The following is a 14954-nucleotide window of genomic DNA, read 5'->3' as shown; positions in this document are numbered from 1 at the left end:
GTACAAGTCGGTGCCGGTGAATCGACAATCTGTACACTCCGGGCATGTCCGTCTCCGTTGGCTGGGTGTTGACTCAGCCCGATCTCGCCGTGCGGCTGCGTGGCGGGGCCGGCGGAATCCACCGCGAAATCGACCTCGTGGTCACCACCGAGCTGGAGAATCCCTATCCCTGGCTGTCCGGCGGCGAGCTCGTCCTCACCACCGGCATGCGGTTGCCCGACGACCCCGCCCGGCGCGGCGACTACCTGCGCGGCCTGAACGATCGCGGCGTGGCGGGCGTCGGTTTCGGCGTCGGCCTCACCCATGACGAGTTACCCGCCGACCTGGTGATCGCGGCCGACGAGATCGGCATCCCGCTCTTCGAGGTGCCGCTCTCCACCGCCTTCGCCGCTATCGTCAAACAGGTCTCCGGCCGCATCGCGGAACTCCAATACGACGCGGTCCTGCGCGCCTCCCGCGCCCAGCCCCGCATGACCCGGGCCCTCATCAAATCCGGGATCCAGGCCATCGTGCGCGAACTGGCCGGATCACTCGGCGCGACCGCCCTGGTCCTCGACCCCGCGGGCGCCGTAATCGGTTGCCAGCCCACGGAATTGGATCCCGGCACCCTCGATCGCGCCCGCCGCGCGGTACTCGCCGACGCCGTCGGCGCAGGCGTGCACACCGATCCCGCCGGCGCCTCCATCACCTACCAGCGCATCAATGTGGGCCGCCGCCACCACGGCGACCTGGTCGTGGTCAGCGCCGCCCCCCTCGGCCACATCGACCAGATCCTCCTCGGCCACGCGAATTCCCTACTGGCCCTGGACTTCGAGAAGCCGGCCCGTCTCCGAGCCGTCCAGCACCGCCTCAACACCCAGGCCCTCTCCCTCCTCCTCGGCGCGACCACCGACCTCACCCCGGCCTGGTCGCAACTCGCACAAGCCGCCGACGTGCACGGCCGTATTCGAGTCCTCGTTGCCGACTGCGACACCGACGCCGCCGTCGACCCTGTCCGTACCGCCCTCGCCGCCGCCATTGTGGGAGCTGGGCACCCGCTCTTCCTCCACGCCGACGAGCGGCAGCTCATCGCCGTCCTCCCCGCCGCTCCCACCACGACGCGGTCGGAGGGCTCGGCCGCCGACGGCAGCGCGGCCAACGTCGCCGCGACGGATGGAAGTCCAACGGCGGCCGGGAGTTCGAAGGCGGACGGCAACTCGCGGACGGTCGGGAATATCGCGTCCGCGGAGCAGGCCGCGGTCGGTGGCGCTCCGGCGGGGTGGCTGAGCCCGGAAGTGTTCGGTGGCACACGCAAGCTGGTGCGGCTCGGGTTGAGCGCCGCGCATCCGGTGCGGGAATTGACGGACGCCGTGACCGGCGCGCGCCTGGCCGCTTCCGCGGCCGAACGGGGCGGCGTGCCAATGGAATTCGGGAGTCTGGCCGGCCGGTCGCTGCTCGCGGTCGACGCGACGCGAGACGTGCTCGCGGCCATGGCTCGTGGCGTGCTGGCGCCGCTGGCCGAGCATGACCGCACGCATGGCGCCGAACTGCTGCCGTCGCTGCGGGCCTTCTTGGAAGCGAACGGTCATTGGGAATCCGCTGCCGCCGCAACGGGAATCCACCGGCACACGCTTCGTAAACGTGTCACGACCGCGGCGGGGTTGCTCGGAGCGGACCTCGACAATGCGCGGGTCCGGGCCGAGCTGCTACTGGCCCTGCTCGCGCACGGCTGAAGGGCGTCAGGCCACTTCGCTGATGCGGACCATATTGCCGGCGGGGTCGCGGAAGGCGCAGTCGCGGATGCCGTAGGGCTGGGCGGTGGGTTCCTGGACCACTTCGGCGTCGGTGGCCTGGAGCTTTTCGAAGACGCCGTCGAGGTCCTTGGTGGCCAGGATGATGCTGGCGTAGGTGCCCTTGGCCATCATTTCGGCGATGGTGCGGCGTTCGTCCTCGCTGACGCCCGGATTGCCGCTCGGGGGGTACAGGACGATGGACATGCCGGGCTGGTCGGCGGGGCCGACGGTGATCCAGCGCAGGCCGTTGAATCCGACGTCGTTGCGAACCTCGAAGCCGAGGGCGTCACGGTAGAAGGCCAGGGCGGCTTCCGGATCGTCCTGCGGCAGGAAGGTCTGGTGAATTGTGATGTCCATGGTGATCAGGCTAGTTCGGGGTGGTTACCTGTGCTTCTTTATTCCTGACCGGTCTGGTCACCTGTTTGGCGACGCAGGAGGGAATGCCCTCGGTCGCGCCCGCTTCGTCGCGGCGGTAGGCGCTGGGCGGCATGCCGACCAGCTCGGTGAAGCGGGTGCTGAACGTGCCCAGCGAGGAACATCCGACCGCGAAACACACTTCGGTGACGCTCATATCCCCGCGCTGCAGCAGCGCCATGGCCCGCTCGATGCGACGAGTCATGAGATAGGAGTACGGCGATTCGCCGTAGGCGGCGCGGAACTGCCGGCTCAGATGCCCGGCCGACATGTGCGCGTCCCGGGCGAGCGCCTCGACATCGAGTGGCTGCGCGTACTCGCGGTCGATGCGGTCCTTCACGCGCCGTAACTGCGCCAGATCGCGCATCCGTTGTTCGTCGGCGGGTCTGCTGCTCACCCTCGAAATCTTTCCATGCTCCCGGCAGCGCAGCCATCTTCGCGGCAGTGCCTGCGGAATCTTCGTTGTCAACCTCAGAAATATACGGATTTCGTTGTCTGTGGCAGGATCGGCGCCAGCAATCCATTGCCCATACCGCAGGATCGGAAAAGGAGGCAGGGGCATGACGGAACCGGAGGCGGCCCGTCGCATCCCACTCGACGACCTCGCCAAGCGCATTATCGGCCTGCTGCAGGAAGACGGGCGCCGGGCGTATGCCGCGATCGGCAAGGAGGTCGGCTTGTCCGAGGCCGCGGTGCGGCAGCGGGTGCAGCGGCTCACCGACGCGGGCGTCATCCAGATCGTGGCCGTCTCGGATCCCTTGCAGGTCGGCCTGTTCCGGCAGGCCATGCTGGCGATCACGGTGGACGGACCGGTGCGCGAGGTGACCGAGGCGCTGGTCGGCCTGGACGAGATCAGCTATGTGGTCGAGTGCGCGGGCCGTTACGACGTGCTCTGCGAGGCCGTCTGCGCCGACGATGCGGCCCTGCTGGATCTCGTCGACACCCGCCTGCGCGCCCTGCCGGGCGTGCGACATGCGGAGATCCTGGTCTATCTGGCGCTGCGGAAGCAGACCTACCAGTGGGGTCCGCGCTAGACCTACGAAATCCGTAGTTGATCATCCAAAACTAATAGGTTTTCGGTTGATGTGTGCCGTGCAGACAACTGAATCGGTTGCAAACGGGTTGCCGGCTGTGGCATAAACAGAGTGTCGCCGCCCGCGAACGACGCCGGAGCGCGATCCCCAACCCGCCGAGGAGTCCGCACATGACCGCCACTACCGACTACCAACCGCGTACCGCCCAGGACGCGGCCCGGATCGTCCGCGACAACCTCTGGATGCACTTCACCCCGCAGGACGCCGACACCGGCGCCGACGTACCGGTGATCGTGCGCGGTGAGGGCGCGTACATCTACGACAACCAGGGCCGCCGCTACCTGGACGGCCTGGCCGGACTGTTCGCCGTGCAGGTCGGCCACGGCCGCGAGGAACTCGCCCAGGCCGCCGCGTGCCAGACCCGCGAACTCGCGTACTTCCCGCTGTGGGGTTACGCCACCCCGCCCGCCCTCGACCTCGCCGAACGGCTGGCCATCGCCGCCCCCGGCGATATCAATCGGGTGTTCTTCACGGTCAGCGGCGGCGAATCCGTCGAGACCGCATGGAAACTCATCCGCCAGTACTTCAAGCTGATCGGCAAGCCCACCAAGCACAAGGTGATCAGCCGGTCCATGGCCTACCACGGCACCTCCATGGGCGCGCTGTCCATCACCGGAATCCCCGGCGCCAAGGCCGATTTCGAGCCGCTGGTGCCCAGCACCCTGCGGGTGCCGAACACCAACTTCTACCGCGCCACCGAGCACCCCGACGATTACGAGGCCTACGGCCTCTGGGCCGCGGACCGCATCGAGGAAGCGATCCTGTTCGAGGGCCCGGAAACCGTTGCGGCCGTATTCCTCGAGCCCGTGCAGAACACCGGCGGCTGTTTCGTCCCGCCGCCCGGTTACTTCCAGCGCGTGCGCGAGATCTGCGACCGCCACGACGTGCTGCTGGTCTCCGACGAGGTCATCTGCGCCTTCGGCCGGCTCGGATACGACTTCGGCGCAAAGAAGTTCGGCTACCAGCCCGACATCATCACCACCGCAAAGGGTCTCACCTCCGGCTATGCCGCGCTGGGCGCGGTGCTGGTGAGCGACAGGATCTTCGAGCCGTTCAAGAACGGCGCGACCTTCATGCACGGCTCCACCTACGGCGGGCATCCGGTGTCCTGCGCGGTGGCCATGGCCAATCTCGACATCATGGAGAACGAGGACCTCTACGGTCACGTCCGCAACAATGAGGCCGCCTTCCGCAGCACCCTGGAGAAGCTGTACGACCTGCCGATCGTCGGCGAGGTCCGCGGTTCGGGCTTCTTCTGGGCCGTGGAACTGGTGAAGGACAAGACCACCAAGGAGCGGTTCACCGACGAGGATGCGCACCGCATCCTCAAGGGTCACGTCTCCAAGGCGCTGTTCGAGGCGGGCCTGCACTGCCGCGCCGACGACCGCGCCGAGCCGGTCATCCAGCTGGCCCCGCCGCTGATCTGCGGGCAGGCCCAGTTCGACGAGATGGAGCAGGCGTTGCGGCACGCGCTGACCGGAGCCATGAAGCTCATCTGATCGATCGCTGCCCGCGTCCGGCCGGGCAGCGCTGCGAGTGCACGCCTCCGCGACCATCGGCCGCGGAGGCGTTTTGCTGAGCATTTGCCGTTGCGGCGCAAGTAACTACTATGCGGCTTAGTAGATCGGCGGTACCGGCGAAGCGGGGAGTGGCGAATGATCGAGGCGATAGTCGCGGGCGCAGTGCATCTTCCGGACGCGCCGCCCTCGCTGGGCGCACTCCTCGCATGGAATCCGCAGCCCGTGCCGGTGCTACCGGCGGTCGGCCTGGTGACGGCGCTGCTGTATTGCTGGGGTGTGTGGCGGGTGCGCGCGGCCGGGCGGGCCTGGCCGTGGTGGCGGGCGGCGTCCTTCCTGACCGGATCCGCGGTGCTGGTGCTGGTGACCGGGCTGGCCATCGAGGGCTACGGCTTCGAGTTGTTCAGCGTCTGGATGTTTCAGCACCTGACCCTGTCGATCCTGGTGCCGCCGCTGTGGGTACTCGGTTCACCCGGCGTCCTGCTGTTGCGCGCCACCGCGCACGAGGGTGCGGGCCGGCTGGTGCTGGCCGGGGCGCTGGCGGGATTGCGCAGCCGCCTCGCCCGCATCCTGCTGCATCCGGGCGTGACCATCCCGCTGTTCCTGTTCAGCTACTACGGCCTGTATCTGACCCCGGTGCTGGATACGGTCGGCGCGCGCTGGCCCGGTCATATCGCCCTCGAGGTGATGTTCCTGGCGAGCGGGCTGTTGTTCATCGTCCCGGTGCTGTCCACGGGCCCGTTGCCCATCCGGCAGACCAATCTGGGCCGGTTCTTCGACATCTTCGTGGAGATGCCGCTGCACGTGTTCATCGGCGTCGTGCTCATGATGGCGACGACGCCGGTGGTCGCCTTGTTCGCGAATCCGCCGGCGAACTGGGGTGTGGACGTGCTCGCGGATCAGAACCTGGCGGGTGCTCTGGCCTGGTCCTATGGCGAACCGGTCGCATTGGTCATCGTGACGTTGTTCGCGATCCGCTGGCGCCGGGACGAGCAGCGCGAAAACGCTGTGGCCGAACGCCATTCCACCGCGACCGGTGACGCCGAGCTGCGTGCTTACAACGAGTATCTGCGCGGTTTGCACAGAAACTGACGGCCGGGTGCTTGCGCGCCGTCCCGACCTCGGCTATGTTCTACGTATCTACTTAGTAGATACGTAGGAGAGCTCGAACCGCCGGCCACCGGCGGTAAGGGGGCGCCTGGGGCTCGGGCGTCACCGGTCGGCGGGTATGTACGGCCCCCTCATCTCGTATATGCCCGCCGGCCGCACCTCCGTACGTCAGACTCTGGCGCGAATCGCCTTGTAGATGATCAGCAGAATCACCGCGCCGACGATCGCCCCCAAGAAGGCGTGCGCGACCGGCGGATGAACACTGAACTTGTGTGGTGAGAAGACCAGGCTGCCCAGGGTGCCACCGACGTAGCCGCCCACAATGCCCAGCACAATGGTCCAGATAATCCCGAAATTCTCTTTGCCGGGGACCAGAAGACGGGCGATGGCGCCCGCGATGAGGCCGATGACGATCATGGTGATAATGCCCATGGCGTGCTCCTTGCCGTGCAGGTACCGCGTTCTCGAAGGTAGCAGCCCCACGCCCGGCGGTGAGCGTGTCGCAATACATCAGCGTGCCCGGTCTCTTTCCTGTCGCCGGCTGACACCTTCCCGCAGGTCTTTCCCGGTTCACGCCACCGGAAACCCCTTGGGCGGGTGCGGTTTCTCGGGTAGCGAAACGCGCTGCGGCGGGTCCCGCCGGGGATCATGATGAGGTCGGCGGTCTCGAGGCGGCAGGGTGGCCGTGGAGACCGGGACTTCACCGGATTCCGGAAGGCACGCGCATGACCGAGAGCGCGCAGGGTGGCGGGACGCCACCGGAGATACCGAATATCAGCGGGCAGGGCCCGCTGGCCCGGACCATAGCGGCGCGCGGCGGGCTCGCGGCGCCGGAAGCGCCGTTCGTCATCGAACACCGCGAGGCGCTCATCTACATGCTCTGCCAGGCGGCGGAGCTCGAGCACGGCATCATGTGCCAGTACCTGTTCGCGGCCTTCTCGCTCAAGCAGCACGAGAGCGAAGGGCTGACGGCCGACCAGGTCGAGATGGCAACGCGCTGGCGGAAACTGGTATCGCACGTGGCGACCCAGGAGATGCTGCACCTGGCGCTGGTGCACAATCTGCTGTCCGCCATCGGCGCCGCACCGCACATGTCTCGGCCCAACCTGCCATTGCCGGCCGCGCACTATCCGGCCGGTGTGCAGCTGGCGCTGATCCCGTTCGGGGAGGAAGCGTTGCGGCACTTCCTGTTTCTCGAGCGGCCCGAGGGCATGGACCTGCAGGACGCCGAGGGGCTGGCCATGGCCGGGCGGGCCGCGCCGCTCATGCAGCAGGGCGAGATCGTGCCGCGGCTGCAGGACTTCGCGACGGTCGGGCATCTGTACCGGTCCATCGAACACGGCGTCCAGCATCTGGCCGAGAAATACGGTGAACGCTGGCTGTTCGTCGGGCCGCCGCGGGCGCAGGCGACCGAAAAGCATTTCCGCTGGCCGGAATTGGTGCCGGTGACCGATGTGGCATCGGCGCGGCGCGCCATCGACACCATCCTCGAACAGGGCGAGGGGGCGCGCGGCGATTGGCGGGACGCGCATTTCGGGCAGTTCGTGAAGATCCTCGACGAATACGAGCAATGTATGCGCGAGGATCCCGGTTTCAACCCGGTGCGGCCGGTGCTGGCCGCCAATGTGCGTGCGCCCGAACGGGTCGTCGAGGTGCCGCTGATCAGCGATCAGCAGACCGCCCGCGTCACCGACCTGTTCAATGTCGGCTACGAGGTACTGCTGCAGATCTTCGAACGCTTCTTCGCGCACACCGACGAGACCGACGCGCAACTGCAGACCCTGGCGGACGCCACCGTCGACCTCATGTTCCGGGTGATCAAACCGCTCGGCGAGCTCATCACCACCCTGCCCGCCGGACCCGAGTACCCCGGCCGTACCGTCGGACCCAGCTTCGAATTGTTCTACGAGACCGACTACTTGATGCCGCACCGCGAAGCCGCGTGGGCGCTGCTCACCGAGCGACTGGGTGAGGCGGTGAACCTGTCGGAAGGCATCCGATCCGAATGCGATCAGCATGTCGCCGCCGAACTCGCCACCGTGTCAACGGCATTCGGCGATATCCAGCGGACCCTGGCCGCGCACTTCCCGGCCTGGGACGCGCACGCTCAGCCTGCCGTACTGGGCCTGGATCCGGCGGTGCAGACCGCGGCGCGGCAACGGGCCGATGAGTTCGCGAGCCGCGTTGCGGGGATCTCGGGTGGCGGTCTGACCGGCGAACTCGCCGAGCTGTTCCAGGCCGTATACGCGTTGGACACAACGGATTCCGTACTTCCCGCTGTGGTCAGGCCGAGATTGGCGGACAGCGTACTGCGCCCGCTGTCGGTGGCCCTGCTGCGTGCGCCGAATGGTGACGGTCAGGATGCGGTAAGTGATGGCGCGCCCGCGGTGGATCCGGGTATGACGGTCGCGGATCGGTTGCAGGCGCTCGCGGTGGCGGCGACGCGATTGCGGGCGCGCAGTGATCTGCCGGAGCTGGTGGAGGCCACGGCCGCGCTGCAGGATCTCGCGTGTGCGGTGCTGCCGGTGGGGGAGCGGGGCACCGTTCGGGCGCAGTTCGCGGAATTGCAGGCCGGATTGCCCGGTTCGTTGCGGACGGCGAAGAACGGGCCGTACCTGGCGACCAATGCGCAGGTGGTCGATCATCTCGGGCTGTCGCTCGAGGTGCCGCCCACGGCCGCGCTGTGCCGGTGCGGAGCGTCCGAATCGAAGCCGCTGTGCGATGGCAGTCATGCGCGCATCGGCTTCAATGACGCGAAAGACCCTGGGCGCGTGGCGGATCGGCGCGATATCTATCAAGGCGAGCAGGTCACCATCTTCGACAATCGCGGGATCTGCCAGCACTCGGGGCTGTGCACCGACCGGCTGGCGGGAGTTTTCCGGGCCGGCGCCGAGCCTTTCGTGGCGGCGAACGGCGGCCGGCTGGACGAGGTGGTGCGGACGGTGCGCGGCTGCCCCTCCGGCGCGCTGGGCCTCGGCTTCGACGGTGTCGAGGCGCGTGAGCTCACCGATTGGAACGGTACCCGCGAGCCCGTCATCGAGGTGACGCAGGACGGCCCCTACCGGATTCGCGGATCGATTCCGCTGGCCGGGCCGGGTGGCGCCGAAATCGAGCGGGCGGCAGGCGCTTCCACCGAGCACTACGCGCTGTGCCGGTGCGGGCAGTCGCAGAACAAGCCGTTCTGCAGCGGTATGCACTGGTATGTGGACTTCCACGATCCGGTGCCCGCGCCCGGTCAGGAGCCGACGCTGTTCGAATGGGCGGGCGGCTATCCGGCGCTCTACCGCCTGACCGGGCTGCTCTACGAGAAGCTCATACCCGACGATGACGCGCTCGCAAAGGTTTTCGCGGAGGTGGACGCCGAGCTGCCGCGGCGGGAGGCCGAGTGGACGGCCCGCGCCTTCGGCGCGCCGCGCAGCGCGGACGAGCCATTGACCAGGCCTGTATTGACCGATGAGCAGCAGGACCGCTGGACCGCGCTGTATCTGCAAGCGGCCCGGACCGCGGGTCTGCCCGCGGATCCTGAATTCCGTTCCGCCCTGGCCGCTTTCGCCGAATGGTCCGCCGGAGCCGACGGTATCGCCACCCCCGAAGGCGTGATCGCTCCCGATTGGAACTGGGGTCCGCTCGGCCCGCCCGCCTACCCGGTGGAACCGCCGGTCACCGAAACCGCGGAACCGGCCCTCCCCGGCCCCGACGAATCGGTGGGTTTCGCCGCCCACATCAAACCGCTCTTCCGCGACAAGGATCAGCGCTCGATGAGCTTCGTCTTCGACCTGTGGTCCCACGACGACGTGAGCAAACACGCCACCGAAATCCTGCACCGCCTCACTACCGGCGATATGCCCTGCGACGGTGCGTGGCCCCCCGAGAAGACGGAGGTCTTCCGCCGCTGGACCGAATCCGGCATGCTGCCCTAGCCATCGGGCCGTGCCGGTCCGGGTGCCGGCGCGGCCGGCCCGGTAATTTGGGAGCGATGGACAGGCGCACCGTTTTTCTCGCAGCCGGATTGGCCCCGCTGCTGGCCGCGTGCGGCGGCGGTAAGCATCATGATCATCCGGCGACCACCGCGCCTGTCGGCACGCCCGCGCCGCCGGGCAACGGCGCCAACCTGGTGATGATCATCCGGCACGCCGAGAAGCCCACGGGGTCCGGCGCGCCCTATGGCCTGACCGCGGATGGGGATCAGGATCCCGAATCGCTGACGGTGCGGGGCTGGACGCGGGCCGGGGCATTGACGGGGCTGTTCGATCCGCGCACCGCCGACGCCACGCCTGCCGTGCCGCGGTCCGGATTGGCGCGGCCCGCAACGATTTTCGCCGCCGACCCCGGCGGTCACGGCAGCAAGCGGCCGCTGGAGACCATTACGCCGCTGGCCGCCGATCTGAATCTGCAACCGGATGTGCGTTTCAAGAAGGACCAGGCGAAGGAGTTGGTGGCCGCGCTCGCATCGGCCGCCGATCCGGTGCTGATCTGCTGGGAGCACGAGAACATCGGGGACATTCTGGCCGCCATGGGCACGATCACCCCGGCGCCGCCGAAGACCTGGCCCGGTGACCGCTTCGACATCGTCTATGTCCTGCGGCGGCTGTCGACCGGCTGGTCGTTCACGCAGGTTCCGCAGTTGCTGCTCGCCGGAGACTCCCCGACGCCGATCTCCTGAAGCGGCCCGGCCGAAGTCAGCGATCCCGGAGCTGGTGGGCCAGCTCGTCCAGATCGGCGAGCAGTGTGGGGGCCACGATGCGGTCCCAGCCGAGAACGCAGAGGCAGAACACGATGTAGACCCCGAGCTGTCCGGGGGACAACAGCTGGATCTCGGGTATCAGTCGCTGGGCGAACAAGAGCAAGGCCGCGCAGCCGCCCACGGCGATCATGATCCATTCGCGGGAGAGTTGCTGATGGATCCGCCGGCGCTCGGCGCCGAGGTGTGCATGCCACCACGGCGGGTAGATCTGTTCCGGTAGGCGCCGGTGGTCCTGCGCCGCGTAGAACTCGAGCTGCAGCTCGCGCACCCCGAACCGGCGTGCGGTGTCGGCGCGGCAGAGCACCATCCCGGTGCCGAATCCGACCGCGAACCAGCCCGCGCCCCATACCCAGCTGAAATATCCGTCGGAGAGCGCGATCGACGTGACTACCATCGCCAGTGCGGCCGGTGGGCCCCACCAGGAGCGCCGGAGAGCGCGCAGCGCCCGGCGCAATTCGTCCGTCGCGGTTCGCGACCCGGTACCGTCTCGCTGCACCGTAACCCTCCACCTCGGTCCACCCTCCCCCGGATCGTATTCGCTACACTATTGCCACGCACCTTCAAGCGCGCCGGGCGAACTACCAGCGCGGCGGCGACGCGGTCCAGCGGGTCGGTGGTGCCTTCGGCCCGGCACAGGACGAGCGCGCCCTCCGGCCGGCAATCAGCAGAGTGGCCAGGTTCGTTGCGTCCTCCTCCTGGAAACCGTTGCGTAGCAGGCATTCCCGGAACGGCAGCTGCCGGCGGCGGAAGACGTCCCAGGCCGTGTCGAGCAGTGCGGCCCAGCGGGACCCGCGCCGAGGGCCACGGCGGCGACGGGGCAGCCAGCCGGCCGGCCACCTCCGGTCATCACCATTTTCGCGCCGAACAGGCTGGCGTGCATGGCGGAGACGCGCGGCTGGCCCGCGCAGACGGCCTCGATGGCGGGCCCGACGGTGGCGTCGGTGAGGGTCAGCACCTCGGTGGCGAGCTCCGCCTTGCCGTTTGGGAAGTGGTGGTAGATGACGCCGCGGCGAGCTGGAGATCAACGCGCCCGGTGAGGGCGTCGCCATGCTCGCGGAGCTGTTCGACTGAACGACGGCCGCTACCGTGGCTGGGGTGGCCGAGAACAGGAGAGTCCGCTGGGGAGTGGCCGGTTGTGTGGTTGCGGTCGCCGGTGGAGTACTGACGGCGAGTGATGCCATCACCCCGGAACCGATCGGACCGGCCGTGCTGCAGGTGCGGCAGTGGTCGCGGGTGATCACGCTGACCAGTTCGGGTGGCGGGGCCACCGCGACCCTCGAGCACGGGCAGCAGGGGGACAGCGTGTGGCTCGAGCGATCCACCGACGGTGGCGCTTCCCCGGCCGAAAGCGCCGATACCGGAGCGGAATCCGGCCCGGACACCGCGGAGCGTCTCGTGCCGGGCACTGCGGAGCGTCTCGTGCCGGACACCGCGGAGCATCTCGTGCCGGACACTGCGGAGCGACTCGTACCGGGGACGGTGGCGGCGCAGCAGACCGTGGCGCACACCGGCTTCCGGCCGTACGCCGGCGGGATGCTGCGGGCTTGTGGGAAGCCGGGTGATCGGGACGCGATCCGGTGTACCCGATGGTTCGCGGAAGGTGAGGCGGCCGCTGATCGCCGGCAGCGTGCGGTGGAGCGGCTGCTGGACAGTTACGACCATGCGGCGGGCCGATGGGAGAACGGCACCAGTATCTGGCAGAGCGCCAATGCGCTGACCGCGCTCATCGACTATATGGCGCGCACCGGCGATCGGCAGTACCTGGGCTATATCGATGAGACTTACGAGCACGGAATGGTGGCGCAGACCGGTGTTCCGCGTCAGACCGGTTACAACGATGACGAATTGTGGTGGGCCCTGGCTTGGATCGACGCCTTCGACCTCACCGCCGATCAGCGTTATCTCCAGGCCGCGCGCATCATTGTGGACGGTCTCGACGATCAGCACGCCGCATTCTGTGACGGCGGCATAGCGTGGGCGCGAATGGGAGTCGATCCGCAGAGTCGCCCGTGGACCCAGGTCAATGCGATCACCAATGCGCTGTACCTCACCGCGACGGCGCAATTGAGCACCCGCGTCGATTCCGTCAGTCGCCCCGCCTATTCCGCGCGCGCCCTGCGTACCCGGGAATGGTTCACCGACCGTGCGGGTCGCGCCCTGCTGGACCCCTCCGGCCTGATCAACGATCACCTCGACCAGTACGGCGACACCTGCGTCCCGGCCGACGCGGAGACCCGATGGACCTACGTGCAGGGCGCGATGATCAGCGGCCTGGTGGCCGAATACCGGGCCACACGGCAAGCGGGCCTGCTCACCGTCGCCGACTCGATAGCCGCGGCGGCCACCGGACCCCGCTCCCCGTTCCTCCGGGACGGCGTCCTGTCCGAGCCCGCCGCCACGAATTGCCCCGGCCCCGAGTGCAAGGACGCGGAAACCTTCAAGGGCGTCTTCGTCCGCTCGTATCGGGACCTGCTCGATACCGGTCGCTCCAAGGTCGCCACCGAGGAATTCCTTTCCCGCCAGGTGAACTCACTGATCGGCAAATCCGATGCGTACGGATTCCGGTGGGGCGCAGTACCCGATTCGAACGATCGCCCGAATTACGCCACCCAGGCCGCGGCCTTGGACGCTCTCAACGCCGCCGATTGAATCGTCAGGCGATCTCCAGGTCGGAGCGGAGGGTGCGGTCGAGTTGTTTGCGGTGGCGGGTGAACAGGCGGGGGTTGTCGAGGGCGAAGACGGCGACCGGGACGCCCGCTCGTTCGTAGAGGACGGTGCAGGAAGGTGCATCGTAGGAGCCGTCGATGAGGCGAACATCGTTGGCTGCGTGGGGGTTTCCGGCGAGTTGGAGGAGTTTGCCGTACTGGCGGGACCAGAAGTAGGGGGCCGTCGGGGCGGGGGCCGGGGCGCCGGTGATGACGGCGACGGCCAGGCGGGCCTGGGTGGTGGCGGCCGTCCAGTGTTCGGTGCGGGTGGGGTGGGCGGTGAGCGGATCGGGGGAGTGCGCGCAATCGCCGATGGCGTAGATGCCGGGGGTGGTGGTGCGGCACAGGCTGTCCGTGGCGAAACCGGTTGCAGTGCACCATGACTCCGGTGTTCCGTGATGTCCGGCGGGTGGTACGGCCCATTCGGTGTTGGGGGTGCTGCCGATGCCGACGAGAAGGGTGTCGGCGCGCAGGGTGGTGCCGTCGGTGAGCCGCACCATCCCTGGGGCGGCGACCGGCTCGGTGGTGGCGGGGATGTGGGTGGCGATGGAGACGCCGGTCAGGAGTTGGACGCCGTGGCGGGCGTGCAGGGTATTGCAGGCGGCGGCGACCACCGGGCCCAGCGCGTGCGCGCCCGGGATGGCGGCCGGGTCGACGAGGGTGACCTGTATGCCCATCGCCTGTGCGGAGGAGGCGATCTCGGCGCCGATGAAACCGGCGCCGGCCACTGCGAGATGGGTTGTACCGGCGAGTGTTTCGCGGAGCAGCCGGGCATCGTCGAGGGAGCGCAGATAGTGCGCCTCGGGGAACGCGGACAGGCGCCGGGGTCGCGCACCGGTCGCGAGAATCACGGTGTCGGCGGTGATCGTTCGCCCGTCGTCCAGGTGGATGGTGTGCGGGCAGGTGGTGAGGCCGATGGCGCGCCGGCCCAGCAGCCATTCCGCGTCCAGTTCGGTTGCCTCGCTGTGGTCTTCGAGCAGCGGGAGGGGTTCTCCGCTGTGCAGGAATTCCTTCGACAGGGCCGGGCGGTCGTAGGGGAGGTGTGGTTCCTCCCCGATCAGTGTGATGTGGCCGCGAAAGCCGCAGGCGCGCAACGCCCGTAGCGCGGACAGCCCCGCGAGTGACGCCCCGACGATGGCGACCGAACCGGTCATGACGCCGCACTCGGCAGCAGATGGATCTCATCGCCGCGCACTTCGACGCGGTGGGTCCGCACGGGCCGCTTGGCGGGCGGCCCGGAGGCCGCGCCGGTGCGCAGGTCGAAACAGGATTCGTGCAGCGGGCATTCGACCGTGCAGCCCTCCACCCAGCCGTCGGCGAGCGAGGCGTCCTGGTGGGTGCAGGTGTCGTCGACGGCGAAAAGGCCTGCCTCGGTGTGGAAGATCGAAATGGGCGGCAGGCCGGGTGGATTCACGGTGAGCACGCCGCCGGGCGGGAGGTCGGCGAGCCGGGCGACCAGCAGGGTGGCCGTGGAATGCGGTGCGGTCATGAGCCCTCCCGGGGGCGAAGGGTTGTTGCGAATAGCGCGTCCGGATGCGCTGTGTGCAACAGTGTGGCGCGTTCGAACCAGCCCGTCAACCAGGCGAAACATCACGGAA

The 14954-nt window shown here is 68.4% G+C and carries 13 protein-coding genes; 7 read left to right on the top strand and 6 right to left on the bottom strand.

Features of this window, described 5'->3' with window-relative positions; translation table 11 throughout:
* The first annotated feature begins 44 nt into the window (after window positions 1–44).
* Window positions 45–1712, top strand: a complete 1668-nt coding sequence (locus tag ACIP5Y_RS10520) for a PucR family transcriptional regulator (RefSeq protein ID WP_400349515.1) — start codon at window positions 45–47, stop codon at window positions 1710–1712.
* Window positions 1713–1718: 6 nt separating this feature from the next.
* Here ACIP5Y_RS10520 and ACIP5Y_RS10515 read toward each other — a convergent pair whose 3' ends face one another.
* Both ACIP5Y_RS10515 and ACIP5Y_RS10510 read right to left on the bottom strand, forming a co-directional pair.
* Window positions 1719–2129: a VOC family protein gene (locus tag ACIP5Y_RS10515; RefSeq protein WP_400349514.1), complete on the bottom strand. Its 411-nt coding sequence runs from the start codon at window positions 2127–2129 to the stop codon at window positions 1719–1721.
* A 10-nt stretch (window positions 2130–2139) separates the two neighbouring features.
* Window positions 2140–2583 (bottom strand): helix-turn-helix transcriptional regulator, encoded by a 444-nt coding sequence (locus tag ACIP5Y_RS10510; RefSeq protein ID WP_400349513.1) that lies wholly within the window; start codon window positions 2581–2583, stop codon window positions 2140–2142.
* Window positions 2584–2746: 163 nt separating this feature from the next.
* On the opposite strand from ACIP5Y_RS10510, the gene ACIP5Y_RS10505 reads away from it, so the two are divergent.
* The 3 genes from ACIP5Y_RS10505 to ACIP5Y_RS10495 all read left to right on the top strand — a co-directional run bounded on the left by ACIP5Y_RS10505 (window position 2747) and on the right by ACIP5Y_RS10495 (window position 5889).
* Window positions 2747–3220, top strand: coding sequence for an Lrp/AsnC family transcriptional regulator (locus tag ACIP5Y_RS10505; RefSeq protein ID WP_400349512.1), 474 nt, complete (start codon window positions 2747–2749; stop codon window positions 3218–3220).
* A gap of 170 nt (window positions 3221–3390) precedes the next feature.
* Window positions 3391–4779, top strand: a complete 1389-nt coding sequence (locus ACIP5Y_RS10500; RefSeq protein WP_400349511.1) for an aspartate aminotransferase family protein — start codon at window positions 3391–3393, stop codon at window positions 4777–4779.
* A 156-nt stretch (window positions 4780–4935) separates the two neighbouring features.
* Complete coding sequence (locus ACIP5Y_RS10495; RefSeq protein ID WP_400349509.1) at window positions 4936–5889, top strand: cytochrome c oxidase assembly protein; 954 nt, start codon at window positions 4936–4938, stop codon at window positions 5887–5889.
* 186 nt (window positions 5890–6075) lie between these two features.
* Here ACIP5Y_RS10495 and ACIP5Y_RS10490 read toward each other — a convergent pair whose 3' ends face one another.
* Window positions 6076–6339 (bottom strand): GlsB/YeaQ/YmgE family stress response membrane protein, encoded by a 264-nt coding sequence (locus ACIP5Y_RS10490; protein ID WP_400349507.1) that lies wholly within the window; start codon window positions 6337–6339, stop codon window positions 6076–6078.
* Between the two features lie 293 nt (window positions 6340–6632).
* Here ACIP5Y_RS10490 and ACIP5Y_RS10485 point away from each other — a divergent pair, with 293 nt between their 5' ends.
* Both ACIP5Y_RS10485 and ACIP5Y_RS10480 read left to right on the top strand, forming a co-directional pair.
* The gene (locus tag ACIP5Y_RS10485) at window positions 6633–9827 is read left to right on the top strand and encodes a ferritin-like domain-containing protein (RefSeq protein ID WP_400349505.1); all 3195 of its coding nucleotides are present in this window, start codon (window positions 6633–6635) and stop codon (window positions 9825–9827) included.
* 56 nt (window positions 9828–9883) lie between these two features.
* A complete protein-coding gene (locus ACIP5Y_RS10480; RefSeq protein ID WP_400349503.1) occupies window positions 9884–10570 on the top strand; it encodes a hypothetical protein in 687 nt (228 codons plus the stop codon).
* Window positions 10571–10586: 16 nt separating this feature from the next.
* Here ACIP5Y_RS10480 and ACIP5Y_RS10475 read toward each other — a convergent pair whose 3' ends face one another.
* Complete coding sequence (locus ACIP5Y_RS10475) at window positions 10587–11147, bottom strand: hypothetical protein (RefSeq protein WP_400349502.1); 561 nt, start codon at window positions 11145–11147, stop codon at window positions 10587–10589.
* A gap of 599 nt (window positions 11148–11746) precedes the next feature.
* Here ACIP5Y_RS10475 and ACIP5Y_RS10470 point away from each other — a divergent pair.
* Window positions 11747–13300, top strand: coding sequence for a glycoside hydrolase family 76 protein (locus ACIP5Y_RS10470; RefSeq protein WP_400349500.1), 1554 nt, complete (start codon window positions 11747–11749; stop codon window positions 13298–13300).
* Window positions 13301–13304: 4 nt separating this feature from the next.
* On the opposite strand, the gene ACIP5Y_RS10465 is transcribed toward ACIP5Y_RS10470, so the two are convergent.
* The gene (locus ACIP5Y_RS10465; RefSeq protein WP_400349498.1) at window positions 13305–14510 is read right to left on the bottom strand and encodes an NAD(P)/FAD-dependent oxidoreductase; all 1206 of its coding nucleotides are present in this window, start codon (window positions 14508–14510) and stop codon (window positions 13305–13307) included.
* The gene (locus ACIP5Y_RS10460; RefSeq protein ID WP_400349496.1) at window positions 14507–14845 is read right to left on the bottom strand and encodes a bifunctional 3-phenylpropionate/cinnamic acid dioxygenase ferredoxin subunit; all 339 of its coding nucleotides are present in this window, start codon (window positions 14843–14845) and stop codon (window positions 14507–14509) included. Before ACIP5Y_RS10460 ends, ACIP5Y_RS10465 begins: the two co-directional genes overlap by 4 nt.
* Between the last annotated feature and the right edge of the window lie 109 nt (window positions 14846–14954).

Origin of the sequence: Nocardia sp. NPDC088792 (assembly GCF_044750615.1) — a bacterium.
Lineage (GTDB): Bacteria > Actinomycetota > Actinomycetes > Mycobacteriales > Mycobacteriaceae > Nocardia.
The sequence above is the reverse complement of the archived record's forward strand: the minus strand, read 5'-3'. Positions and strand labels throughout refer to the sequence as shown.

What these genes read in the sequence shown, in the direction of transcription:
- ACIP5Y_RS10515 (WP_400349514.1), bottom strand. Translation starts at nt 2,129, where the DNA reads ATGGACATCACAATTCACCAGACCTTCCTGCCGCAGGACGATCCGGAA.
- ACIP5Y_RS10480 (WP_400349503.1), top strand. Translation starts at nt 9,884, where the DNA reads ATGGACAGGCGCACCGTTTTTCTCGCAGCCGGATTGGCCCCGCTGCTG.
- ACIP5Y_RS10490 (WP_400349507.1), bottom strand. Translation starts at nt 6,339, where the DNA reads ATGGGCATTATCACCATGATCGTCATCGGCCTCATCGCGGGCGCCATC.
- ACIP5Y_RS10500 (WP_400349511.1), top strand. Translation starts at nt 3,391, where the DNA reads ATGACCGCCACTACCGACTACCAACCGCGTACCGCCCAGGACGCGGCC.
- ACIP5Y_RS10505 (WP_400349512.1), top strand. Translation starts at nt 2,747, where the DNA reads ATGACGGAACCGGAGGCGGCCCGTCGCATCCCACTCGACGACCTCGCC.
- ACIP5Y_RS10495 (WP_400349509.1), top strand. Translation starts at nt 4,936, where the DNA reads ATGATCGAGGCGATAGTCGCGGGCGCAGTGCATCTTCCGGACGCGCCG.
- ACIP5Y_RS10460 (WP_400349496.1), bottom strand. Translation starts at nt 14,845, where the DNA reads ATGACCGCACCGCATTCCACGGCCACCCTGCTGGTCGCCCGGCTCGCC.
- ACIP5Y_RS10465 (WP_400349498.1), bottom strand. Translation starts at nt 14,510, where the DNA reads ATGACCGGTTCGGTCGCCATCGTCGGGGCGTCACTCGCGGGGCTGTCC.
- ACIP5Y_RS10520 (WP_400349515.1), top strand. Translation starts at nt 45, where the DNA reads ATGTCCGTCTCCGTTGGCTGGGTGTTGACTCAGCCCGATCTCGCCGTG.
- ACIP5Y_RS10485 (WP_400349505.1), top strand. Translation starts at nt 6,633, where the DNA reads ATGACCGAGAGCGCGCAGGGTGGCGGGACGCCACCGGAGATACCGAAT.